A 19,175-nucleotide genomic window follows, 5' to 3' on the forward strand; every position below is an offset into this window, starting at 1 on the left:
CGAAAGAAGGTGGATCGTGAAAATAAACCAATGCTTTTTTCTGATTCCGATTGGTTTGTGTGCAGTCTTTTTTGACTTGAGAAAGGGGAAGATTCCAAATGAGCTTATTGTAATCGGGCTTATTTTGGGCTGTTGTTTCCAGATCAGGCAGGCGAAAGCTGTGGGATTGCTTCTGTTTCTTGGAGGTGCATGCATTCCTGTGGTGCTTGGTGCCGGGATTTATTATTTTCGCATGATGGGTGCGGGAGATATGAAACTTTGGGCGGTTGTCGGAGGATTTCTGGGACCGCAGAGGGCGGTATATTGTATGATTGCTTCGTTATTTGTCGGTGCGGTGTTGTCGATTTTTGTATTGCTCAAAAGAAGAAATCTAAAGACAAGGCTGCTGTACTTTTGTTCTTATATTCAAAGGCAGCAGAATGGTGTCTGGGAGCCATATCTGAATGAAAAGGATCAGGATGGAAGGTTTCATTTTGCAATTGCTATTTTAGGTGGGATTTTACTTTGTACAGGAGGTGTTTATTGAAGTGAGTAAGGCTGTTTTTGCAATCTGTGATTCGGAAAGTATGTATATTTATAATCTTATGGAATATGTTCATAGCCGGAAGGGAGAAGAGTTTGAGGTGCAGGCGTTTACCGGAGTGGAAAGTCTCTGTGCGTGTGCGAAAGAGAAAACAATAGAGATTCTGCTGATTTCGGGGAAATTATTGTGTGAACAGGTCAGGGAACTGCAGATCCGCAAAGTTATGGTTCTTTCCGAAGGAGAGCAGATCTGCGAACTGTCGGAATATTCCGCAGTTTATAAATATCAGCCGGCGGACAGTCTGATCGCGGAGGTCATGGATTCTTATGCGAGAGTAAAGGAAGCACCGGCAGCTGCACTTTTCAAGCCGGAAGTGGAAGTAACCGGTATTTATTCGCCGGTCAAACGCACCGGTAAGACTTCTTTTGCACTTACGCTCGGACAGCTTCTGGCAAGTACAAAAGCGGTCCTTTATCTGAATCTGGAAGAATATGCCGGTTTTGATGTATTAATGAACCGACAGTTTGACGGGGATATCAGTGATCTGATGTATTTCTCCGGAAGTGGGAAAGGCAATCTGATCAGTAAACTTGGAGGACTTGTGCAGACGATCAACAATCTGGACTATATTCCGCCCGCCTTTTCCCCGTTTGATCTGCGGAGTATCAAGTGCAGCGAATGGCTGGGACTGATCGAAGATCTCTGCTCCTACAGTTCGTATGAAGTTATCCTCCTGGATTTTGGAGAACAGGTGGATAACCTTCCGGAACTTCTGAATCGCTGTGGAAAAATCTATATGCCGGTCAGAGAGGACAGCATGGCTGTGACAAAAATTGCTCAGTATGAAAAGGTCATGGTTGCAAGAGAATATGAAGAAGTTCTTGGGAAAACCATAAAACTGAAGCTGCCGTTTCACAGCAGTTTCGGTAAAAAGGAACATTATGTGGAGCAGCTGATCTGGAGTGAACTTGGAGATTATGTAAGACAGTTAATACGCAAAGAAAGCGGGTGATGCATTGTGGAGGGAATGGAACAGAAACAGGAAAAACTGTATGCCCTTTTAAACGAGAAACTGGATCATACGGAAGAAATATCGGATGAGGAAATCCTTGTGGAAATTGATAAACTGATCTGGGAGGAAGCAAAAGGGCAGTATATGCCGCTGTCAGAGAAAATCACGCTCAGGCAGCAACTGTTTAACGGGATCCGCCGACTTGATATTTTGCAGGAACTTCTGGAAGATGAGAGTGTGACAGAGATCATGGTGAATGGAACAGACGGCATTTTTGTGGAGAGAGAAGGCAAAATACGCTGCTGGGAGCACCGTTTTGTTTCGAAAACAAAACTGGAAGACGTTGTGCAGCAGATTGCAGGAAAATGCAACCGCATTGTCAATGAGGCAATTCCAATCACGGATGCCAGACTGGAAAACGGAGATCGTGTAAATATTGTACTGCCGCCGGTGGCTGTCAATGGACCGATCATTACGATACGGCGTTTTCCGAAAGAGCCGATCACGATGGAGCGTCTGATCGAGCTTGGGAGTGTTTCAAAAGAGGTAGCGGACTTTTTGAAACAACTTGTGTGTGCCGGATACAACATTTTTATCTGCGGCGGAACCGGTTCCGGGAAAACAACGTTCCTCAATGCACTTTCGGATTATATTCCAAAAGACGAGCGGATCATCACGATTGAAGATAACGCAGAATTACAGATACAGGGCGTGGAAAATCTGGTTCGTCTCGAAGCAAGAAAAGAAAATACCGAAGGAAAACATGCAGTTACGATCCGGGATCTGATCAAGAGCAGTCTGCGAATGAGACCAAGCAGGATTATTGTCGGAGAGGTGCGGGGCGATGAAGTCGTTGATATGCTTCAGGCGATGAATACGGGTATGGACGGATCACTCAGTACCGGTCACGGGAACAGTCCGTCGGATATGCTGGTCCGGCTGGAGACAATGGTTCTGATGGGGCTTGAGATGCCATTGTCCGCGGTACGCAGACAGATTGCATCCGGAATCGATATACTGATCCATCTGGGGAGACTGCGGGATAAGAGCAGGCGTGTCCTGGAGATTCGTGAGGTCACCGGTTATGATTATGAATCCGGAGAAATAGTAACTTCGGTGCTGTATGAATTTCTGGAAGATGGAAAGCAAAAAGAAGGGTGTGTCGTGGGAAAATTACATAAAAAAGAGGAGCTGTTCCATGTGCAGAAACTGATACGTGCAGGAATTGTGTGCCAGGTTCACGGTCGTTTGACCTGAACGTAAATAAGCAGTGAAAGCAGATTTAAAAGGGGTTTGTATGGATTATAAAGTTTATCAGATAACAAAAAAGGAAATGTTCAGGTATGCGGCGGTGTATATTTTGGCAGATGTTCTGATCAGTCTTTTATTTTACCGTTCTGTGCTTGCAGCCGTGGTTTTTCTGCCGGGCATCTGTTTCTTTTTCCGAGAAGTCAGAAGAGAACTGGCAAAGAAAAGAAGAAAACAGCTGGAGCGGGGATTTCTGGTCGGGATGCGGTGTGTTTCTACCGCCCTGACGGCGGGATATTCGGTTGAAAATGCATTTACGCAGGCATATGAAGAACTTCAGAAATTGTACAGTGAAAAAGAACCGGTTTTACAGGAATTTCGCAGGATTCGTGTGGGAATTTTGCTGAACCGGACGATGGAGGAGCTGCTTTCTGATCTGGCACAACGCAGCGGAGTGGAAGATATTGAGATTTTTTCTGAGGTATTTGAGACAGCGAGAAGAACAGGAGGCGATCTGATCGCCATCATACGCAGCACGACTGCCTCTGTATCGCAGAAGGAAGAAACCAGACAGGAAATTGAAATCTGTCTTTCAGCAAAGAAAATGGAGCAGAACATTATGAGTCTGATTCCATGTCTGCTGATTGCCTATGTGGGACTGGCTTCACCGGGATTTTTAGATGTGATGTATCAGAATCCGGCGGGGATTGCAGTGATGAGTATCTGCCTTGGTGTTTATGTGTTTGCTTTTTTGATGGGAAGGAAGATTGTAGCGATTGAGATATGAAGAAAAGATGATGCAGCCGTTTTATAAAATCGGAAAATGGATCGCATCAAAAATGGTAAAGAAAGAAGATGTAAAATATCAGAAACTGGAACAGACACTGCAGTTTGTCGAAAATTCGGCAAAGGAAAAAGACGCTTTTGAATTTACCGCAAGAAGAATTGCAAAAGTAATGATGATTCTATTCTGGGGCACAGGACTTTGTTTTCTGGCAGCCGTTTTTACGGGAGAAGCAAAAGAAATTACGTTTCTTGCTAGACCTTCTTATGGGCAGGGAAGCATGGAAACGGATCTGGAAGTACAGGTAGAAGGGGAAGGAGAAGCACAGAAAATCCCGATTTTGCTGCAGGAAAGACAGTACAGTGACCAGCAGATCGATGAGTTTTTTCAGCAGGCGATCGAAGATCTGGAAAGCGTGATTCTCGGGGAAAATATATCGATGCAGGAAGTAAGAAGTTCCCTGGAATTTCCTTCTTCTGTTTTAGATGGCAAAGTGAAAGCAGACTGGTTTACAGATGATCTGGGTCTTATTGATGAAAAAGGAAACCTGGTCGGGGAGCCGGCAGAGGGTGGTACGCAGGTACAGATTACAGTAAATTTTTCCTGTCAGGACAGAGAGATGGACTACCGTTTTTCTGTGTGTGTTTTTTCGCCGGTGCGTTCGGAGGAAGAGAAACAGCAAAAACAGATTCAGGAACTTTTACAGAGTGAAGAACAGAAAAGGGTGCAGGAAGAACAGCTGAGGCTTCCGGGTGAAATAGAGGGCAAAAAGCTGGAATGGAAAAAAGAAAAAGAATCGCCCGTGCAGATGATTGCGGTTCTGGTGGTTATCACAGCATTGTGTATCTGGATGCTGGAAGAAGAAAGATTACAGGCAGCAGTCAAGAAAAAGCAAACGGCTCTTACCATGGAATATGCTTCCTTTCTCTATAAATTAATGGCATTGCTGCGGGCAGGGCTTACGATCCGGGGAGCTTTTGAAAGGCTGGCACAGAGCAGACAGGTCCGTGAGCACTATATAGACGAAGAAATACGGCGTTGCTGCAACGAAATGAAAAGTGGGGTTCCGGAAGCACAGGCATATGAAAATTTTGGCAGAAGATGTCAGCTTCCGGAGTACATCAAAATGGGAACGATACTGGCACAGAATCTGAGAAAAGGTTCTGATGGACTGGCGGATCTTCTGGAGGCAGAAGCTTTGCGGGGAATGGAAGAGCGGCATCAGCTTGCACGAAAACTTGGAGAACAGGCGGGAACGAAACTCTTAGTTCCAATGATGCTGATGTTTGGTGTGGTGTTGATTATTCTGATGGCACCGGCACTGATGTCATTTTCATTTTAGAATTACTGTGCATCTTCTGGGAAAGGAGGTGAAAATATATGACACATGTGCAGGCATTTCTGAAAGATGAGCAGGGAATTACAACGGTAGAGATTATCCTGATTCTCGTTGTACTGATCAGTCTGGTCATCATCTTCAAAAAACAGCTTACCAATCTGGTAAACAAAATCTTCAGCAAAATCACAAGTCAGAGCAACAGTATCTGATCCATTCAGTATCTGAAAAATCCAACATGAAAATATTTAGAAAACATTAAAAAACGCAAGAATGCACAGAAATTTCGACAGATGAATATCAGCAAAACAATTACTCACCACTTGCAGAAGTGGGAGTCTTCTCGACTGAGATAAAAATCATGTGTCTGGTCTCATGTGCAGCATAAACTCGGGAGGGGAGTAAATGTATAGAAATAAAGGGACAATTACGGTGTTCCTCAGTTTGATCAGTATGCTGTTTTTGTCCCTTTTCTGTACGATGGCAGAATCGGTAAGGGTGCAGGCAGCGAGATTTCAGGCAGCGGCAGCTTTTGATATGGGATTGTTTTCCGTTTTTGGAGAATATGACAGAGTACTTCTGGAAGAGTATGATCTGTGGTTCCTGGATGGGAGCAGTGAAGAGCAAAAAATCAGAGAAGTGCTGGAGACAAAGCTGGAAAAATATATTCAGCCAAATATCAATCCCAGATATAATCTGGCAGCAGGAAGAAGCTGGGATGTATTTCCCACAGAGCTTGATAGATGTACGGTGGATAAGTATGCTCTTGCGACGGATCACGGTGGACAAGTGTTTTACAGTCAGGCTGTGGAAAATCAGAAAGAACTGTTTGTCGGGGAAGCGGCATCAGCTTTAAAGAAAAATATAAAACAAATGGAAGAGGGGCATCAAAAAGGAGAAGAATATCAAAATGAAGAACAGAAAGCAGATGAGGAGTATCAAAGGGCACAGGCTGCTCAGATGGAAGAAAAAAAACGACAGGAATCCGAAAAAGAAAATGCCGAAAAGCAGGAAGAGTCGGATACGGATATAAAGGAAACAGAGGCTGTTCAGGCAAAAGTGGAGAATCCGCTTGATCAGATAAAGAAAATCAAAAGTATGGGGATTTTAGGTCTTGTCCTGAAAGATGGTACAGTGGTTTCCGATAAGACAATAGAAAGAAAAGATCTGCCGTCTGAGCGTAACCTGCAAAAAGGTTCACTTCTTGTCGATGAAATTTCTGCGGATCCAGTTTCAGAAGCCATTTTTTTGAATTATCTTCAGAAACATTTCCAGTGTGCAGTTGATGAAGGAGGAAAGCATCAAAAGGGAAGCAAAGAACACAGTCTTTCTTATGAACTGGAATATATCATCGGCGGACAGAAAAGTGACAGAGAAAATTTAAAGAAAACAGTCAATCGCATTCTGCTGATCCGTGAAGGTATGAACTATGCTACGCTGGCAAAAAGTGCCAAGATGCGAGGGGAAGCGATGGCACTGGCAGCTGCGATCACAGGGGCAGCAGCACTGCCGGAATTTGCAGGAGCATTGCAGAAACTGCTGATGCTTGCCTGGGCATATGGGGAAAGTCTGCTTGATGTGAGAACGTTGCTTGCAAAAGGAAAGGTTCCGATGCTCAAAGCAGAAACAGAGTGGAAACTTCCTTTAGAAAAGCTTGGGATGCTGGCGGAGGTTTTGAAAGAATATGATGCCGGCGGCGGAAGCGGGCAGTCTTATGAAGATTATCTTTCTGGTTTATTGATACTTGGAAAAAAACAGCATCGCAATTTGAGAGTGCTTGATCTGATCGAGTGTAACCGGAGAATGGAAAAGGGCGGAGAAACCTTTCGGGTGGATGCACTTGTGGCACAGGCAGAGGCAAGTGCAGACTTTGAACTGGCTCCTGTTTTTCTGAGGGTTCCGGCAGTCTGGATGCATGTCAGAAATCAGGGGACTGCTTATACAATAAAAGGACAATATGGCTATGGGCAGCCGTAGAAAAGAAGGTATTTAAGGATGTTCTTTCGGAGAATTTCCCGTATGAAACGCAGAGAGAAAGAACATAAAAATTTGAAAATGAAAGGAGGCGTGCTCTCTGTCTGGTTCAAAATTAAAAATATTAAATCATTTAACAGACATCCCCCTGGCTGTTATCAAAAAATCCGGGAGAACATCCTTAAGTGCCAGTCTTACAGTGGAAACTGCACTTGTGCTTCCGATTTTTCTGTATCTGATGCTTGGTGTACTCTTTTTTGTTCAGTTTATGGAAACAGCCGGAGCTACGGAACAGAAAATCCATGACCGGGCAAAACAGATGGCAGTCTATGCTTATGCTTCACGGAAGATAACAGATCAGGACTTTCATCTTGGATATTCTACTTTTTCAGGAAAAGAAGATGAAATTGATCTGGTGGCGGCGTATCGAATCAGCAGTCAGATGCCGGTATTTTCTTTTGGAAAACCACAGATTATCCAGAGAGGATTTGTAAGGGCATGGACCGGAAGGGATTTTCGCAAAGAACTGCAGAAAGAAGGAAATGAAGAAAGCAAAGAGAAGGTTTTTGTGACCGCACATGGTACCGTTTACCATAAAAGTCTGAAGTGTACTCACCTGCGGCTGTCTGTGGAGCAGACAACGGTTACACAGGCAGAAGCCAGAAGAAATCGATATGGAGCGAAATATTATGCCTGTTCATGCTGTAAATCCGGAGTTGGTGCAGCAGTTTATATTACAGATACCGGCAATCGTTATCATGCCAGACTGTCTTGCAGCGGATTAAAGAGAACGATCCGGGAGATACCGCTGTCAGAGGCAGGGAAACGTAAAGCCTGTTCAAAATGTGGAGGGTGATCATAAAAATGAAGAATCAGATTGTTTATATTCTGCCGGGAATATTTCTGCTGATAAACGCCTGGTATGATATAAGAAAACGAAAAATATTATTGCACAGTATATGGATATTTACAGTTTTGTGGATTCTTTTTCTGATGTTTGTGGATAAAGAGAAAATCTGGCAGGCATTTGGTGGAATACTTCCGGGAATGTTTCTGCTTGCCAGTGCTTATGCGACAAGGCAGGCCATTGGCTATGGAGATGGACTGGCAGTTTGTGTGTGCGGTCTGTATCTTGGAATGGGACAGACCTTTGCGATGTTGTTTTATGCATTGCTGTTCTGTTCCGTGGTTTCAGCTGTTATGCTGGTGTGTAAAAAGAGGACTTACAAGACAGGCGTGCCATTTGTGCCGTATCTGATAGCGGGATATTTATGCACGTTTTTGTAATGACTGGGACGGAGATGAAAATTATGCAAAAAATCAAAAGAGATTTGAATGGAAGTTTTACGGTGGAGGCTGCACTGCTTATGACAGTGCTGATTCCGTTGCTTACCGCCCTTATTTATCTTGGATTTTATCAGCATGATAAGGTCTGGATCGCAAATAAGACGAGAACAGAGGCGATGGAAGCAGCCCTGGACACAGACAGAAAAAACCAGACGGACTGGAGCGGAGTACTTGCCTGCGGCAACGTTTCCGGTGGTGTAAAACGTGGAAAAAATAAAGTGACAGCGACAGGAAAGGCAACGTTCAGAATTCCGGGATTTGTGGCACGCTTCTTTATGGGCGGGCAAATGGAAATAAACAGTAAAGCGGAAGTATCCGTTAAAAATGCAAAAAAACAGATTCAAAAATATCGAAATTTGCAGCGGGCAGGGGAGGGATAACTTTATGGATGTTTCTTATCGCAGAGATAAAGATCATAATTATATGATACTGGATGCTCCGGGGGAACTGACCGGCGAGGAATATCAGGTACGGATGCTGGTTGGAAATCATATTCCTCATTTATTAAAATGCAATCGCCGGATGATGGACGGAAAAGCGGTCTTTTTTTATGAGGTTACCGGAATGCAGCCGATGTTCCGTGTGTTTGAAAAAAGGCAGATCAATCAGGAAGAAATGGTTGAACTTTTGCAGGATATCAAAGAAGCACTGGAAAACACCCAGAGATATCTTTTAGATGGAAACCAACTGCTCTTTGAACCGGAATTTCTCTTTTTTCATACGCAGACACGGGAATGGAATCTGTGCTATCTTCCGACGTATGATGGAAATATGACAGAGAGTTTTCGAAAGCTCTCAGAATACCTGTTAAAAAGACTGGATCACAGTGACGAACAGGCAGTGATGCTTGGATACGAAGTATACAGCAAAGCATCCGAAGAAAATTATCGGATATCGGAAGTGCTGCAGATGATTTATCAGGTTGGACGGAAAAATTGTGCTCAGGAGGAAGGATTGCCGGAAGACCCGGAACAGTCAGAGAAAGTGAAAATTTCAAAAGAGTCGGAAGTTTCTGAACAGGAAAACTTTGAAGATCTTTGTTCCGAGGATTCGTTTTTCGAGCAGGAAGAATCAGAATACACGATTCCGGAAAATATTGAGAACATCAAGACTGCGAAGCAGAGAGAAAAAGGCATTTCTAAAAATGAGAATGATATGCAGAGAAGGACGGATAAATATAGAGGTCAGGCGGAACAAAAAAAACAAATTCAGAATAAAAAAACAACCGGCTTAAAAAAATCAATGAAACAGAAAAAAACAGCCGGGCGTAAAAAAGCAGCCAAATATAAAAAATATGCAGGCTATGTAGTAATTTTTATTCTATTGGCAGCAGTGGCAGCCGTACTGGTGGAATTTGAGGTATTAAGTACCGTTCAGGTCGGAGGGATGCTGTTTCTGGCGGCTGGCATTTTTATTTATGTGGCAGGGATTCAAAAGGAAAATTTCCAAAAAGGTGAACGGAAGAAATCACAGGTATCGGATGATTTTGATGAGGAGATGGAAACCTGTATTTTGCAGCAGGGAAAAAATATTAAAATAGCAGTTCTGGTCAGTCTGAATCCAGAGGAGTATGTTAATATTCTGCTGTATCGTGAAGAAACCCGGATAGGAAAAGAAGGACGGCAGGCGGATGTCTGTATCGATAGGGATGTGATCAGCCGTGTTCATGCAAAAATTTTGAGAAGAGAGGAAGAATATTTTCTGATGGATCTGGATTCGACAAATGGAACGTACATAAACGGAAAAAGACTTGGCGGGGATGGCATGGAAAAACTACAGCAGGGTGACCGCATTTCTTTTGCGGATCTGGAATACATTTTTCAATTACAATAAAGATAGCACATGATATGTCAGAAATGACGGATGAGAATTGTAAAACTAAAAAAAATATAAAAAATACACCTTTGTCTGTTACAGAAAGACTTCCTGTAGTATACTGAAATCTTAGAATGTTGGGGAAAACTTAAGGCATAAAATCACGCTTGTGCAAAAATATCGCAGTCATTCTTAAGGGTGGTTTCAGGCGTTAAAACTGGCATCATATTATACAGAAGGAGGTGAAAAAGTAGCGAATGGATGAAATCAGGGATTTTTTGAGATCTCGTTCGGTTGCAAATCTTACGGTTGTCATCATTAATGTTGCAGTATTTCTGATCCTGTCCTGTTTTGGTGATACAGAAAATGCAGATTTTATGGCGGCACATGGAGCAAGTTACACTCCTTATATCGTGCAGGATGGAAAATATTATCTTCTGATCACCAGCATGTTTTTACATTTTGGATTGAGCCATCTGTTTAACAATATGGTAGTGCTGATCTTCATGGGAGATATACTGGAAAAGAAACTTGGAAAAATAAGATATCTTCTGATTTATTTTGGAGGAGGTATTGCAGGAAACTGCCTGTCCGTTTATATGGACATAAAAAGAGCGGAATTTCCGGTTTCAGCGGGTGCATCCGGTGCAATTTTTGCTGTGATGGGTGCAATCCTGTGGCTGGTAATAAAAAACAAAGGAAAGCTGGATGATATTTCCGGCCGAAAATTTGTGCTTATGATCGTGCTTTCTGTTTTCCAGGGCTATACAAGCATGGGAGTTGACAACAGTGCACATATCGGTGGTCTGATCATGGGCTTTCTGTTATGTATGATTCTCAGCATAGGGGTAAAACAATCTGAAGATGACTACCTGACATATGATTAAGCAGTGTGCCTGATTTATCCGGATTATCAGGAGTGTTTTTACTGTCGGAAGTCTCTTCCGGAAAAAGAAAAGCAATACTGCCGTGGTGTGCCTCGATAATACCTCTGGCGATCGGAAGTCCAAGACCGGTACCGTTTGGTTTTGTAGTGACAAACGGTTTAAAAAATTCAGTCTGCTGTTCTTTGGAGATAGAAGCTCCGTCATTTATGATATCGATCTGAAGGCAGTCCTGTTTTTCAACAACAGAAAAAGATACAGACTGTGCGGCAGATTCAAAGGAGTTGCGGAGAAGATTGGTAAGAGCCTGATTTAATTTCAGGGGATCAACCGAAAGTGTCGGCAAATTTTCCGGAACAGAAATCTGATAGGAAATCGGGGAATCCGGAAAAAGCAGATATACAGACTCGGATAATTTTAAGAGGAACGGAGACATTTCCGTAGCACTGAACTGACAGCGAAAGGTGTTGTTGTAGCAGGAAAGATCATCGAGAAGTCTGCGAAGAAAAAGCATTTCTTCGGTGATATCACTCCAGAGTTCGTTCTGCTTTAATTCCGGATGATCTTTTTCAAGTAACTGGAGATAGCTGTTGATCAGAGTGACCGGATTGCGTACTTCATGTGATACTTTTGAAAGAGCAAAGCGGTAGTCTTCAAGTTGTTTTTCGAGAGAAGGTTTATCAGCAGCCATAGTGTATTCCTCCGATTTCTGATTTTTTATTGATTTCAGGATTTTGACCCTAGTATATTAAAAAGTGTATCATTTGGGCAACAAAAAAGCAAACAGAAATAAACGACATAATTCGACAATAATTGCATAAAAACGAATAAAAGTAAAGTTTTTGGCAGGAATAAACAAAAAAGTGCAAAAAATTAGGAAAACATATTGAAATTAAAAACGAAAAGCATTAATATATAGTATAACAGATAAAGTGGATAAATTTGGGTAGCACTTTATTGGAACAACAAAAAAGGAAGGGGAAATGACTTATGAGAGATGATAACTGTATTTTTTGTAAAATTGCAAATGGTGAAATTCCATCAGCTACGTTGTATGAAGATGAAGATTTTCGTGTGATTCTGGATTTGGGACCGGCGACGAAAGGACATGCTTTGATTCTGCCGAAGAATCATTTCGCCAATCTTTTTGAAATACCGGAAGATATGGATGCCAAGGCATTTATTCTTGCCAAAAAGGTTGCAAAAAAAATGAAAGATGTTTTTGGATGTGACGGCGTAAACATTGTGCAGAATAACGGTGTTGCGGCAGGTCAGACGGTATTCCATTTTCATATTCATCTGATCCCGAGATATGAAGGAGATCATGCAGGCGTAACTTGGAAACCAGGAACTCTCACAGATGAGGAAAGAGAAGAGATTCTGCAGAAATGGAAGTAACAGGGGATGTCAAAATATCGGCAGGGAGAAAAGTAGGATGAAGGAAAAGAAATTCACAGAAGTCTTTAATAAATATAACAGGCTTGTGCGAAAAATGGTGATCAGCAGATCTGGTAACGATATGCTGGCAGAGGAGATTTGTCAACAGGTATTCTTACAATATTTTGAGCAGATGAACAACATCTCAGAAGAGTTGATTCAGCCATGGCTTTTGCTGACAACAAGAAATATGGTCTATGATTATCTGAGAAAGATGCAAGTCCGCAAAGATACACACAGCATCAATGGAATCGAAGATTTCATGGTGATCCATGAGGATAATACAGAGCGTGTCATAACCAGATTATCTCACAATATGCTGACGGAACGTATTCTTGAAGAGTTATATGACAAGAAAAAAGAATGGTATTATGTGATCATGGACATCTGTATTTTGCAGATGAGTTATGAAGAAGCAGCGAAGCACCTAAACATTGAAGTACAGGTGCTTCGTGCAAGACTCTACAGAGCCAGAAGATATATTCGAAAGAAATATGGAGAAGAATATCAGGAACTTTAATTTTTTCCGGAAGTAACTTCTTCAATCAGAGAGGTGATTTTTGAAATAGCATCGCTCTGACCGCTTTTTTCCATAGCAGCTACATAGTCAGCACGTTTTTCGTATAGTTTATCTATGATTGGCAGTATAATAGTTGGTGCCAGATTTTCTTCGGTAAGAACTTCACTGAATCCCTGATTTTCAAAGGATTCTGCGTTGAGGATCTGGTCGCCGCGGCTGGCATTTGCGGAAAGCGGAATCAGCAGATTTGGTTTTCTGAGTGCCAGCAACTCACAAATAGCGTTTGCACCTGCTCTGGAGATGCAGACATCGGCAAGGGCAAACAGATCAGCAAGTTCTTTTTTGACGTATTCGAACTGAATATAACCTTCCATATCTGTTTTTGTCGAATCTAATTTTCCTTTACCGCAAAGATGGATGACCTGATATTTTTTCAAAAGTTCAGGCAGAATACCGCGGACGGCATCATTGACGGCAACAGATCCCTGGCTTCCGCCGATAACGAGGATAACCGGTTTGTTTGCGGCAAATCCGCAGAGGTTCAGTGCGGCAAGTTTATTGCCATGCAGAAGCTCTTCACGAATCGGTGAGCCGGTCAGGACTGCTTTTCCTTCCGGAATGTAACCCATGGTTTCAGGGAAGTTGCAGCATACTTTTGTTGCAGCAGAAAGAGAAATCTTGTTTGCAAGTCCCGGTGTCATATCGGATTCATGGATAATAACCGGGATATGGAGATGTTTGGCTGCAAGAACAACAGGAACAGCTACAAAACCGCCCTTGGAAAAAACAACATCCGGTTTCAGCTTTTTCAGGATTTTACGTGCCTCACCATAGCCTTTTAATACACGGAACGGATCAGAGAAGTTTTTTGGATCAAAATAGCGTCTCAGCTTTCCGGAAGCAATTCCATAGTAAGGTACGTTTACATCTTCAATCAGCTTTTTTTCGATTCCTTCATAGGAGCCGATATAGTGAATATCATAACCAAGTTCCCGCAGTTTTGGGAGCAGAGCAATGTTAGGTGTTACATGACCGGCGGTACCACCGCCAGTTAAGACGATACGTTTCATGTTTATCCTCCCTGTTTTGGTATTTTGCCTTTAAAGCAGACAGAAGGGGCTGTTTTAAAGGGAACATACTAAGTTTAAATATTATGATGTGGTTGTCAAAAAATACTGTAAAACCACACTTGTGCAGGCACTTTGTGGTTTCAGGATTTTGACTCTGGTATCATCTTATACTGTTATTAAAAAAAGTCAAGAAGGGACTAGAGGATTTATGAAAAAGAATGAGGGGAAAATCAGGAATATTCATTCACATCAGGACCGGGAGAACCTGAAGAAAGCTGAATTTGATTCAAAACTTTATTCAACGATGCGAAGCAATTTTGCAAAAGAGGGAAAGAAAATTGCAGGCGAGCTTGAAAATGATGAAAAACTGGATTATGTAGGTGATGCTCCGGATCTGTTAAATAAAATTGTCGGACAGCTTAGAGAAGAAGGCAAATGGGATGATAACGCCTATAGACAGGAATGTAAAAAAGAGCTTTACGATCTGTTGCCGCAGGAAGATCAGATTGCACTGAGAAGAGGACGGAAACTGGCAAAGATCGAAGAAAAATGGAAGAGGAACAGAAAAAAAATTATGCAGCGGGCAGCAATCATTGTGCTGGTCGGAGGAGTTTTTGTGGCTGGATTAGGAGCGGATGCGAGCAGAGAGCAGATTATGAATATCTTTGGGAAAGTAGGAAGCGAAGGGCAGAAGGTATTTCTTGAAAAAACAGATGGAGAGATTTCTGATGCGAACGAAGAAAGAGATCGAAAGCAGATAAATGAAGAATTGGGAATTAATGTGCCAAAGCTTATATATAAGCCAGAGGGAATGGTTTATGAAAGTTATGAACTTGATGATAAAATTCAAAGTGCGACTATGAACTATCTTACTATGGACGAAAAATATTATTATATATATATGAGTAAGAAAGCAGCAGATTCACGAGAAGTCATTGAGATAGATGGAAAAGTTATAAACCAACATTTGTTGAGCGTAGAATATTTAGAAAAAGGTGTGAAGGTAGAGCAAATAGGAGAGAAGAGTGGAAAAAGTTTATATAAAGCCGATTTTTATTATGATGATGTTTATTATCTACTCATTGGAGAACTGGAAAAAGAAGAATTTGATGAAATAATTAAAAAAATGATATTTTAGGCGTCACTTTTTTCCTTCTGAAACGTTTATTATAGTGTAATGTAAAAAACAGAGATGAAGGAGGAGAAAAAACATGAGGATGAAGAGAGCGTTCAAAGCAATGCTGGCAGCAACAGCCTGTGTGTGTATGTTGGCAACTCCGATTAGTATCCATGCAGCAGAACCTATGGATGGTCAGATTATTGAAGGATCATTGTTGACTCATGATGACAATGTAGAAACAACAAAGTTGTTTGAATGGAAATTTAATAATCCGGAATCAGAAGTCGCAACGATTGGTACTTATTATGCAACAGGACATTCCGGTATTTCTAAGCAAAGTTCAAAATCTATCTATGTAACAGCAACGACTAACTGCTATGAAAAATGTGATTTGGTTACGGCAGAAGTTAATTTGCAGAGATTGGAAGGTAGTACCTGGGCATATGTGACTACCAGAAGCAAAACAGGAAAAAATGTGGGAAGTGTTACGGTAAGTGATACAATTACAGTAAAATCTGGTTATTATTACCGGGTTGTAACTGTTCATAGTGCGACAAAAAATGGAACCAGAGAAGTTGGATCGACATCAAGTCATAGCCTGTACATCGGCTAACCTGCTTTGAAGCATGAACTTGTACAGAGATTCATTGTAACCGTATAAATGCATGGAAGATTTGCATATAAATTATGGAACGTGCAAAGTCAAATGGCATATCATTACGGAATATGCAATTCACATCGTATGTAAATGACAATGACATAAATCTTAATATTCCTATCGCGATTGTGAATGTCTCCATCTACAGTGAATCAACGTACAGGCTGACGTGTGAATGGCGTGAATTTTATTTTTCATTGCGAAGAGAGTAAATGTATTTATGATGTGTGAGTGTAACGATTCGGTGCAGGTCGAAGCATCATCCTACTGCTGAAACTGTGAAAAGCACGGAATGGTTATGTGTGAGTTTAAGCAAAAATATATTAGAGCGTGAAAAAATTGTTCAGGTATGAACAAAACTCTGAAAAAACAAGCCGCCCCGGGATGCGTGAATGTCCATTACATTACCTTTCATGGCAGAACGGTTTTCGCCAAAGATATGGCGAGTGATTTAAAATAGAAACTACAAAAAACAAAAACGAAAGAATTACAAATATGCAAAAACAAAAACTGTGCATACCATGCGTGGGGCTTCCCTCCTTTGCAGTTGTGCCGGGCTTGTTCTGCAAAGGAAGTATGGTTGCATCATGCTTTTGATTGCAAGGCAAGGGGAGAGAGCGTATGCAAACGAAATATTTTAAAAATATGTTCCAGAATATTTCACAGGGAGTTATGTATTCCACAGGAGTTGCAGATTCAGAGACAAAGAACAGCTGGGTAGCCTGTTATATCTGTGCAGGAGAAAATGAGGAGTCTCTGGAATTTAAGGCAGAGAAAGCTTTTGCCGGATGTAAGGATGAGGTAAGGCTTGTGGCTGCGGGAGATGGAAGCGAGGCAACTATCCATCAGCTTATGGAATTTGTGAAAAAGAATCGTGTGGAGCAGGTGATTCTTCCTGGAAACCATGAAAAGGTGGCAAAAGAACTGCAAAGTGCCGGTGTAAAACGTGTGGTGGAGATGAAGCCGGGCAGCTCTTTATATGATAAAAAAGACTTCTGGCAGTTTAAGATACATTGTTATGGAACAGATGAGGGTTGTTTCCTTGTAATGTTTGCCGGAGATAAAGGAATAGACTGGAAAATAATGGACTGTCTGATGAGTGTCAGAATTTTTGATAAAGCCAAATGCGGCAGTCCTCAAATTGATATGGAAAATCTTGTGTGTTGTGCCAGATGTGGGCTGTATAATGATTTTGATGTGTGCAAAGGCCATAACCAGAACACAGGAAAAGGATATACAGCAGGTGCGATGCTTCTTGGTAATATATCACTTAAAAAGTATTCAGAAGCAATAAAAAGGGATTTCTCAGAGGTGAGAGATCAGATTCGCTACATTTCCATAACAGGAAATATGAAACAGGCAGATGGGGAACTGAGTACGTGGATTGGGGAATCACGTACGGAATTAAATCACTATTATATTTTACCATCCGGATGTGCAGACACAGGAGATTTTATAACAAAAATCCTTTCCGAGTCGGGACGCAATCGCGTATACCTGACAGGAGAGAAATGTGGTGTTTGCGGATCGGGATTTTTTATTTCCCGAAAGCTGGATTAAAAATTACAGTACTAAAAAATCAGAATATGTGATAAAATAAAAGCAGGAAAACAGAACGGAACAGATTATCATTAAAACAGAGAGAAGGTGTTTTTATGAGGATTACATTTTTGGGAGCCACGCATGAGGTGACTGGAAGCTGTACTTATCTGGAAGCCTGCGGAAAACATATTTTGATTGACTGTGGAATGGAGCAGGGACCGGATGAATTTGAAAATCAGGAGATACCGGTTGCGGCAAGTGACATTGACATGGTACTTTTGACGCATGCTCATATCGACCATTCCTGTAAACTTACGCTTTTTTACCAGAGGGGATTTCTGGGACAGATTTTTGCGACGAGAGCAACTGCGGATATGTGTGATATTATGCTGCGAGACAGTGCACACATACAGATGTTTGAGGCGGAATGGAAGAACCGAAAAGGGCAGCGTGCCGGCAGGGCAGAAGTTGTGCCGCTGTATGATATCAACGATGCACAGGGAGCGATCAACTGTCTTGTTGGATGCGATTATGACAAAAAAATCAACCTTGCAGATGGAATCTGCATTCGGTTTGTGGATGCAGGGCATCTGCTTGGCTCTTCTTCCATCGAGATCTGGATCAAAGAGAACGATGTGGAGAAAAAGATTGTATTTTCCGGGGATATCGGCAATCTGAATCAGCCATTGATCCGTGATCCGCAGTATGTCAAAGATGCGGATTATGTTGTGATGGAGTCTACTTACGGTGACCGCAGCCATGGTGAATTTCCAGATTATGTGACGGAGCTGGCAAGGATCATCCAGAAGACGTTTGATCGGGGAGGAAATGTAGTCATACCATCTTTTGCAGTCGGACGTACGCAGGAACTGCTGTATTTCATCCGCAAAATAAAAGAAGATAAGATGATCCACGGCCATGATCATTTTGATGTTTACGTGGACAGTCCGCTGGCAATTGAAGCGACCCGCATTTTTATGAAGCACATGTATGAGGATTTCGATGAAGAGGCAACAAAGCTTGTTCAGGCGGGGATCAATCCGATCGGTTTTGAAGGACTGAAAACAGCGATCACAAGTGACGATTCCAGGATGATCAATTTCGATGAGAGACCAAAAGTTATTATTTCTGCGAGCGGTATGTGTGAGGCAGGCAGAATCCGACATCATCTGAAACATAATCTCTGGAGAAAAGAAAGCACGATTCTTTTTGTCGGTTATCAGGCAAAGGGAACACTGGGGCGTATTATATTAGAAGGGGCAAAATCCGTAAATCTGTTTGGAGAGGAAATAGAGATACAGGCGGAGATCCGAAGGCTTGCCGGTATCAGCGGACACGCTGACAATAATGGGCTGCTTAAATGGATCGGAAGCTTTGAAAAGAAGCCGGAGAAGGTTTTTGTGATTCATGGAGAGGACAGCGTGTGCCAGGTTTTCACAGATCGTCTGAGAAACGAAATGCATCTGGATGCAGGAGCACCTTACAGCGGTACGGTCTTTAATCTTGCGACGGGTGCGTATGAGAAAGAATGTGAACCGGTTCATGTGGTTAAGACCGAGAAGAGTCTGAATAAGGCAATGAAGGCAAATACTCCGTTTGCAAGACTTCTGGCAGCAGGTCAGAGACTGCTTACGGTTATCCGCCATAACGAAGGCGGAGCAAATAAGGATCTGGCGAGATTTACAAGTCAGATCAATTCCCTCTGCGATAAGTGGGACAGATAATGAGATGATGGTTTCGTACAGGTCAACGCATTTGTTACTGAAACCATAAGAACAAGACTTGAATGTATAAAAATCAAAAAGCTCAGGCTGCGCATGATACCGTGTGCCTGGGCTTTTGTAAGGTGTGCCTAGCGGCGCACGTTTCTAACGGGTTAAAGTCCCGAATCCGCCCGGTAGTGGG

Annotated in this window: 20 protein-coding genes; 18 read left to right on the forward strand and 2 right to left on the reverse strand. The window is 42.2% G+C overall.

The features are described from left to right. The first annotated feature begins 16 nt into the window (after positions 1-16). The 12 genes from ACLTL4_RS08485 (at position 17) to ACLTL4_RS08540 (ending at position 10,926) form a co-directional block, all read left to right on the forward strand. Positions 17-526 carry a prepilin peptidase gene (locus ACLTL4_RS08485; RefSeq protein WP_412320416.1) on the forward strand — a complete coding sequence of 170 codons (510 nt, stop codon included), beginning with the start codon at positions 17-19 and terminating at the stop codon, positions 524-526. A 1-nt stretch (position 527) separates the two neighbouring features. Beyond that, positions 528-1,535: a hypothetical protein gene (locus tag ACLTL4_RS08490; protein ID WP_173867011.1), complete on the forward strand. Its 1,008-nt coding sequence runs from the start codon at positions 528-530 to the stop codon at positions 1,533-1,535. Positions 1,536-1,550: 15 nt separating this feature from the next. Beyond that, positions 1,551-2,792 (forward strand): CpaF family protein, encoded by a 1,242-nt coding sequence (locus ACLTL4_RS08495; RefSeq protein WP_412290556.1) that lies wholly within the window; start codon positions 1,551-1,553, stop codon positions 2,790-2,792. A gap of 40 nt (positions 2,793-2,832) precedes the next feature. Next, a complete protein-coding gene (locus tag ACLTL4_RS08500; protein WP_248835985.1) occupies positions 2,833-3,570 on the forward strand; it encodes a type II secretion system F family protein in 738 nt (245 codons plus the stop codon). After that, on the forward strand, positions 3,560-4,909 hold the full coding sequence (locus ACLTL4_RS08505; protein ID WP_412290554.1) for a type II secretion system F family protein: 1,350 nt from the start codon (positions 3,560-3,562) through the stop codon (positions 4,907-4,909). The genes ACLTL4_RS08500 and ACLTL4_RS08505 overlap by 11 nt, the downstream gene beginning before the upstream one ends. A 38-nt stretch (positions 4,910-4,947) precedes the next feature. Then, positions 4,948-5,115: a Flp1 family type IVb pilin gene (locus ACLTL4_RS08510; protein WP_022118577.1), complete on the forward strand. Its 168-nt coding sequence runs from the start codon at positions 4,948-4,950 to the stop codon at positions 5,113-5,115. Between the two features lie 193 nt (positions 5,116-5,308). After that, positions 5,309-6,880 carry a DUF5702 domain-containing protein gene (locus tag ACLTL4_RS08515; RefSeq protein WP_412290553.1) on the forward strand — a complete coding sequence of 524 codons (1,572 nt, stop codon included), beginning with the start codon at positions 5,309-5,311 and terminating at the stop codon, positions 6,878-6,880. Between the two features lie 211 nt (positions 6,881-7,091). Continuing rightward, entirely contained in the window at positions 7,092-7,733 is a 642-nt protein-coding gene (locus ACLTL4_RS08520) for a hypothetical protein (protein WP_412290551.1), read from the forward strand. 8 nt (positions 7,734-7,741) lie between these two features. Then, on the forward strand, positions 7,742-8,164 hold the full coding sequence (locus ACLTL4_RS08525) for a prepilin peptidase (protein ID WP_022118158.1): 423 nt from the start codon (positions 7,742-7,744) through the stop codon (positions 8,162-8,164). Positions 8,165-8,187: 23 nt separating this feature from the next. Continuing rightward, the gene (locus tag ACLTL4_RS08530) at positions 8,188-8,604 is read left to right on the forward strand and encodes a TadE family protein (RefSeq protein ID WP_173866772.1); all 417 of its coding nucleotides are present in this window, start codon (positions 8,188-8,190) and stop codon (positions 8,602-8,604) included. Positions 8,605-8,608: 4 nt separating this feature from the next. After that, complete coding sequence (locus ACLTL4_RS08535) at positions 8,609-10,057, forward strand: DUF6382 domain-containing protein (protein ID WP_412290549.1); 1,449 nt, start codon at positions 8,609-8,611, stop codon at positions 10,055-10,057. 239 nt (positions 10,058-10,296) lie between these two features. Beyond that, the gene (locus tag ACLTL4_RS08540) at positions 10,297-10,926 is read left to right on the forward strand and encodes a rhomboid family intramembrane serine protease (protein WP_215659242.1); all 630 of its coding nucleotides are present in this window, start codon (positions 10,297-10,299) and stop codon (positions 10,924-10,926) included. Here the strand turns inward: ACLTL4_RS08540 and ACLTL4_RS08545 are convergent. Continuing rightward, entirely contained in the window at positions 10,877-11,614 is a 738-nt protein-coding gene (locus ACLTL4_RS08545; protein ID WP_412290547.1) for a sensor histidine kinase, read from the reverse strand. The two genes, ACLTL4_RS08540 and ACLTL4_RS08545, sit on opposite strands and share 50 nt — an antisense overlap. Before the next feature lie 299 nt (positions 11,615-11,913). On the opposite strand from ACLTL4_RS08545, the gene ACLTL4_RS08550 reads away from it, so the two are divergent. Together ACLTL4_RS08550 and ACLTL4_RS08555 are read left to right on the forward strand one after the other, a co-directional pair. After that, entirely contained in the window at positions 11,914-12,321 is a 408-nt protein-coding gene (locus tag ACLTL4_RS08550) for an HIT family protein (RefSeq protein WP_412290545.1), read from the forward strand. Positions 12,322-12,358: 37 nt separating this feature from the next. Further along, positions 12,359-12,880: an RNA polymerase sigma factor gene (locus ACLTL4_RS08555; RefSeq protein ID WP_412290543.1), complete on the forward strand. Its 522-nt coding sequence runs from the start codon at positions 12,359-12,361 to the stop codon at positions 12,878-12,880. On the opposite strand, the gene ACLTL4_RS08560 is transcribed toward ACLTL4_RS08555, so the two are convergent. Next, a complete protein-coding gene (locus ACLTL4_RS08560; RefSeq protein WP_022118578.1) occupies positions 12,877-13,950 on the reverse strand; it encodes an undecaprenyldiphospho-muramoylpentapeptide beta-N-acetylglucosaminyltransferase in 1,074 nt (357 codons plus the stop codon). The genes ACLTL4_RS08555 and ACLTL4_RS08560 overlap by 4 nt on opposite strands. Positions 13,951-14,158: 208 nt before the next feature. Here ACLTL4_RS08560 and ACLTL4_RS08565 point away from each other — a divergent pair, with 208 nt between their 5' ends. From ACLTL4_RS08565 to ACLTL4_RS08580, 4 genes are all read left to right on the forward strand, one after another. Next, positions 14,159-15,088 (forward strand): DUF4367 domain-containing protein, encoded by a 930-nt coding sequence (locus tag ACLTL4_RS08565; RefSeq protein WP_412320413.1) that lies wholly within the window; start codon positions 14,159-14,161, stop codon positions 15,086-15,088. Between the two features lie 73 nt (positions 15,089-15,161). Then, a complete protein-coding gene (locus ACLTL4_RS08570; protein ID WP_412290539.1) occupies positions 15,162-15,683 on the forward strand; it encodes a DUF6147 family protein in 522 nt (173 codons plus the stop codon). A gap of 666 nt (positions 15,684-16,349) precedes the next feature. Continuing rightward, positions 16,350-17,288 carry a hypothetical protein gene (locus tag ACLTL4_RS08575; protein WP_412320414.1) on the forward strand — a complete coding sequence of 313 codons (939 nt, stop codon included), beginning with the start codon at positions 16,350-16,352 and terminating at the stop codon, positions 17,286-17,288. Between the two features lie 95 nt (positions 17,289-17,383). Then, on the forward strand, positions 17,384-18,994 hold the full coding sequence (locus ACLTL4_RS08580) for an MBL fold metallo-hydrolase RNA specificity domain-containing protein (RefSeq protein WP_412320415.1): 1,611 nt from the start codon (positions 17,384-17,386) through the stop codon (positions 18,992-18,994). Positions 18,995-19,175: the final 181 nt, after the last annotated feature.

The sequence above is a fragment of the Hominisplanchenecus sp. genome (genome assembly GCF_046967715.1).
GTDB lineage: Bacteria > Bacillota > Clostridia > Lachnospirales > Lachnospiraceae > Hominisplanchenecus > Hominisplanchenecus faecis.

What these genes read in the sequence shown, in the direction of transcription:
- ACLTL4_RS08510 (WP_022118577.1), top strand. Translation starts at nt 4,948, where the DNA reads ATGACACATGTGCAGGCATTTCTGAAAGATGAGCAGGGAATTACAACG.
- ACLTL4_RS08575 (WP_412320414.1), top strand. Translation starts at nt 16,350, where the DNA reads ATGCAAACGAAATATTTTAAAAATATGTTCCAGAATATTTCACAGGGA.
- ACLTL4_RS08495 (WP_412290556.1), top strand. Translation starts at nt 1,551, where the DNA reads ATGGAACAGAAACAGGAAAAACTGTATGCCCTTTTAAACGAGAAACTG.
- ACLTL4_RS08555 (WP_412290543.1), top strand. Translation starts at nt 12,359, where the DNA reads ATGAAGGAAAAGAAATTCACAGAAGTCTTTAATAAATATAACAGGCTT.
- ACLTL4_RS08580 (WP_412320415.1), top strand. Translation starts at nt 17,384, where the DNA reads ATGAGGATTACATTTTTGGGAGCCACGCATGAGGTGACTGGAAGCTGT.
- ACLTL4_RS08565 (WP_412320413.1), top strand. Translation starts at nt 14,159, where the DNA reads ATGAAAAAGAATGAGGGGAAAATCAGGAATATTCATTCACATCAGGAC.
- ACLTL4_RS08500 (WP_248835985.1), top strand. Translation starts at nt 2,833, where the DNA reads ATGGATTATAAAGTTTATCAGATAACAAAAAAGGAAATGTTCAGGTAT.
- ACLTL4_RS08530 (WP_173866772.1), top strand. Translation starts at nt 8,188, where the DNA reads ATGCAAAAAATCAAAAGAGATTTGAATGGAAGTTTTACGGTGGAGGCT.
- ACLTL4_RS08560 (WP_022118578.1), bottom strand. Translation starts at nt 13,950, where the DNA reads ATGAAACGTATCGTCTTAACTGGCGGTGGTACCGCCGGTCATGTAACA.
- ACLTL4_RS08535 (WP_412290549.1), top strand. Translation starts at nt 8,609, where the DNA reads ATGGATGTTTCTTATCGCAGAGATAAAGATCATAATTATATGATACTG.
- ACLTL4_RS08515 (WP_412290553.1), top strand. Translation starts at nt 5,309, where the DNA reads ATGTATAGAAATAAAGGGACAATTACGGTGTTCCTCAGTTTGATCAGT.
- ACLTL4_RS08545 (WP_412290547.1), bottom strand. Translation starts at nt 11,614, where the DNA reads ATGGCTGCTGATAAACCTTCTCTCGAAAAACAACTTGAAGACTACCGC.
- ACLTL4_RS08525 (WP_022118158.1), top strand. Translation starts at nt 7,742, where the DNA reads ATGAAGAATCAGATTGTTTATATTCTGCCGGGAATATTTCTGCTGATA.
- ACLTL4_RS08570 (WP_412290539.1), top strand. Translation starts at nt 15,162, where the DNA reads ATGAGGATGAAGAGAGCGTTCAAAGCAATGCTGGCAGCAACAGCCTGT.
- ACLTL4_RS08540 (WP_215659242.1), top strand. Translation starts at nt 10,297, where the DNA reads ATGGATGAAATCAGGGATTTTTTGAGATCTCGTTCGGTTGCAAATCTT.
- ACLTL4_RS08550 (WP_412290545.1), top strand. Translation starts at nt 11,914, where the DNA reads ATGAGAGATGATAACTGTATTTTTTGTAAAATTGCAAATGGTGAAATT.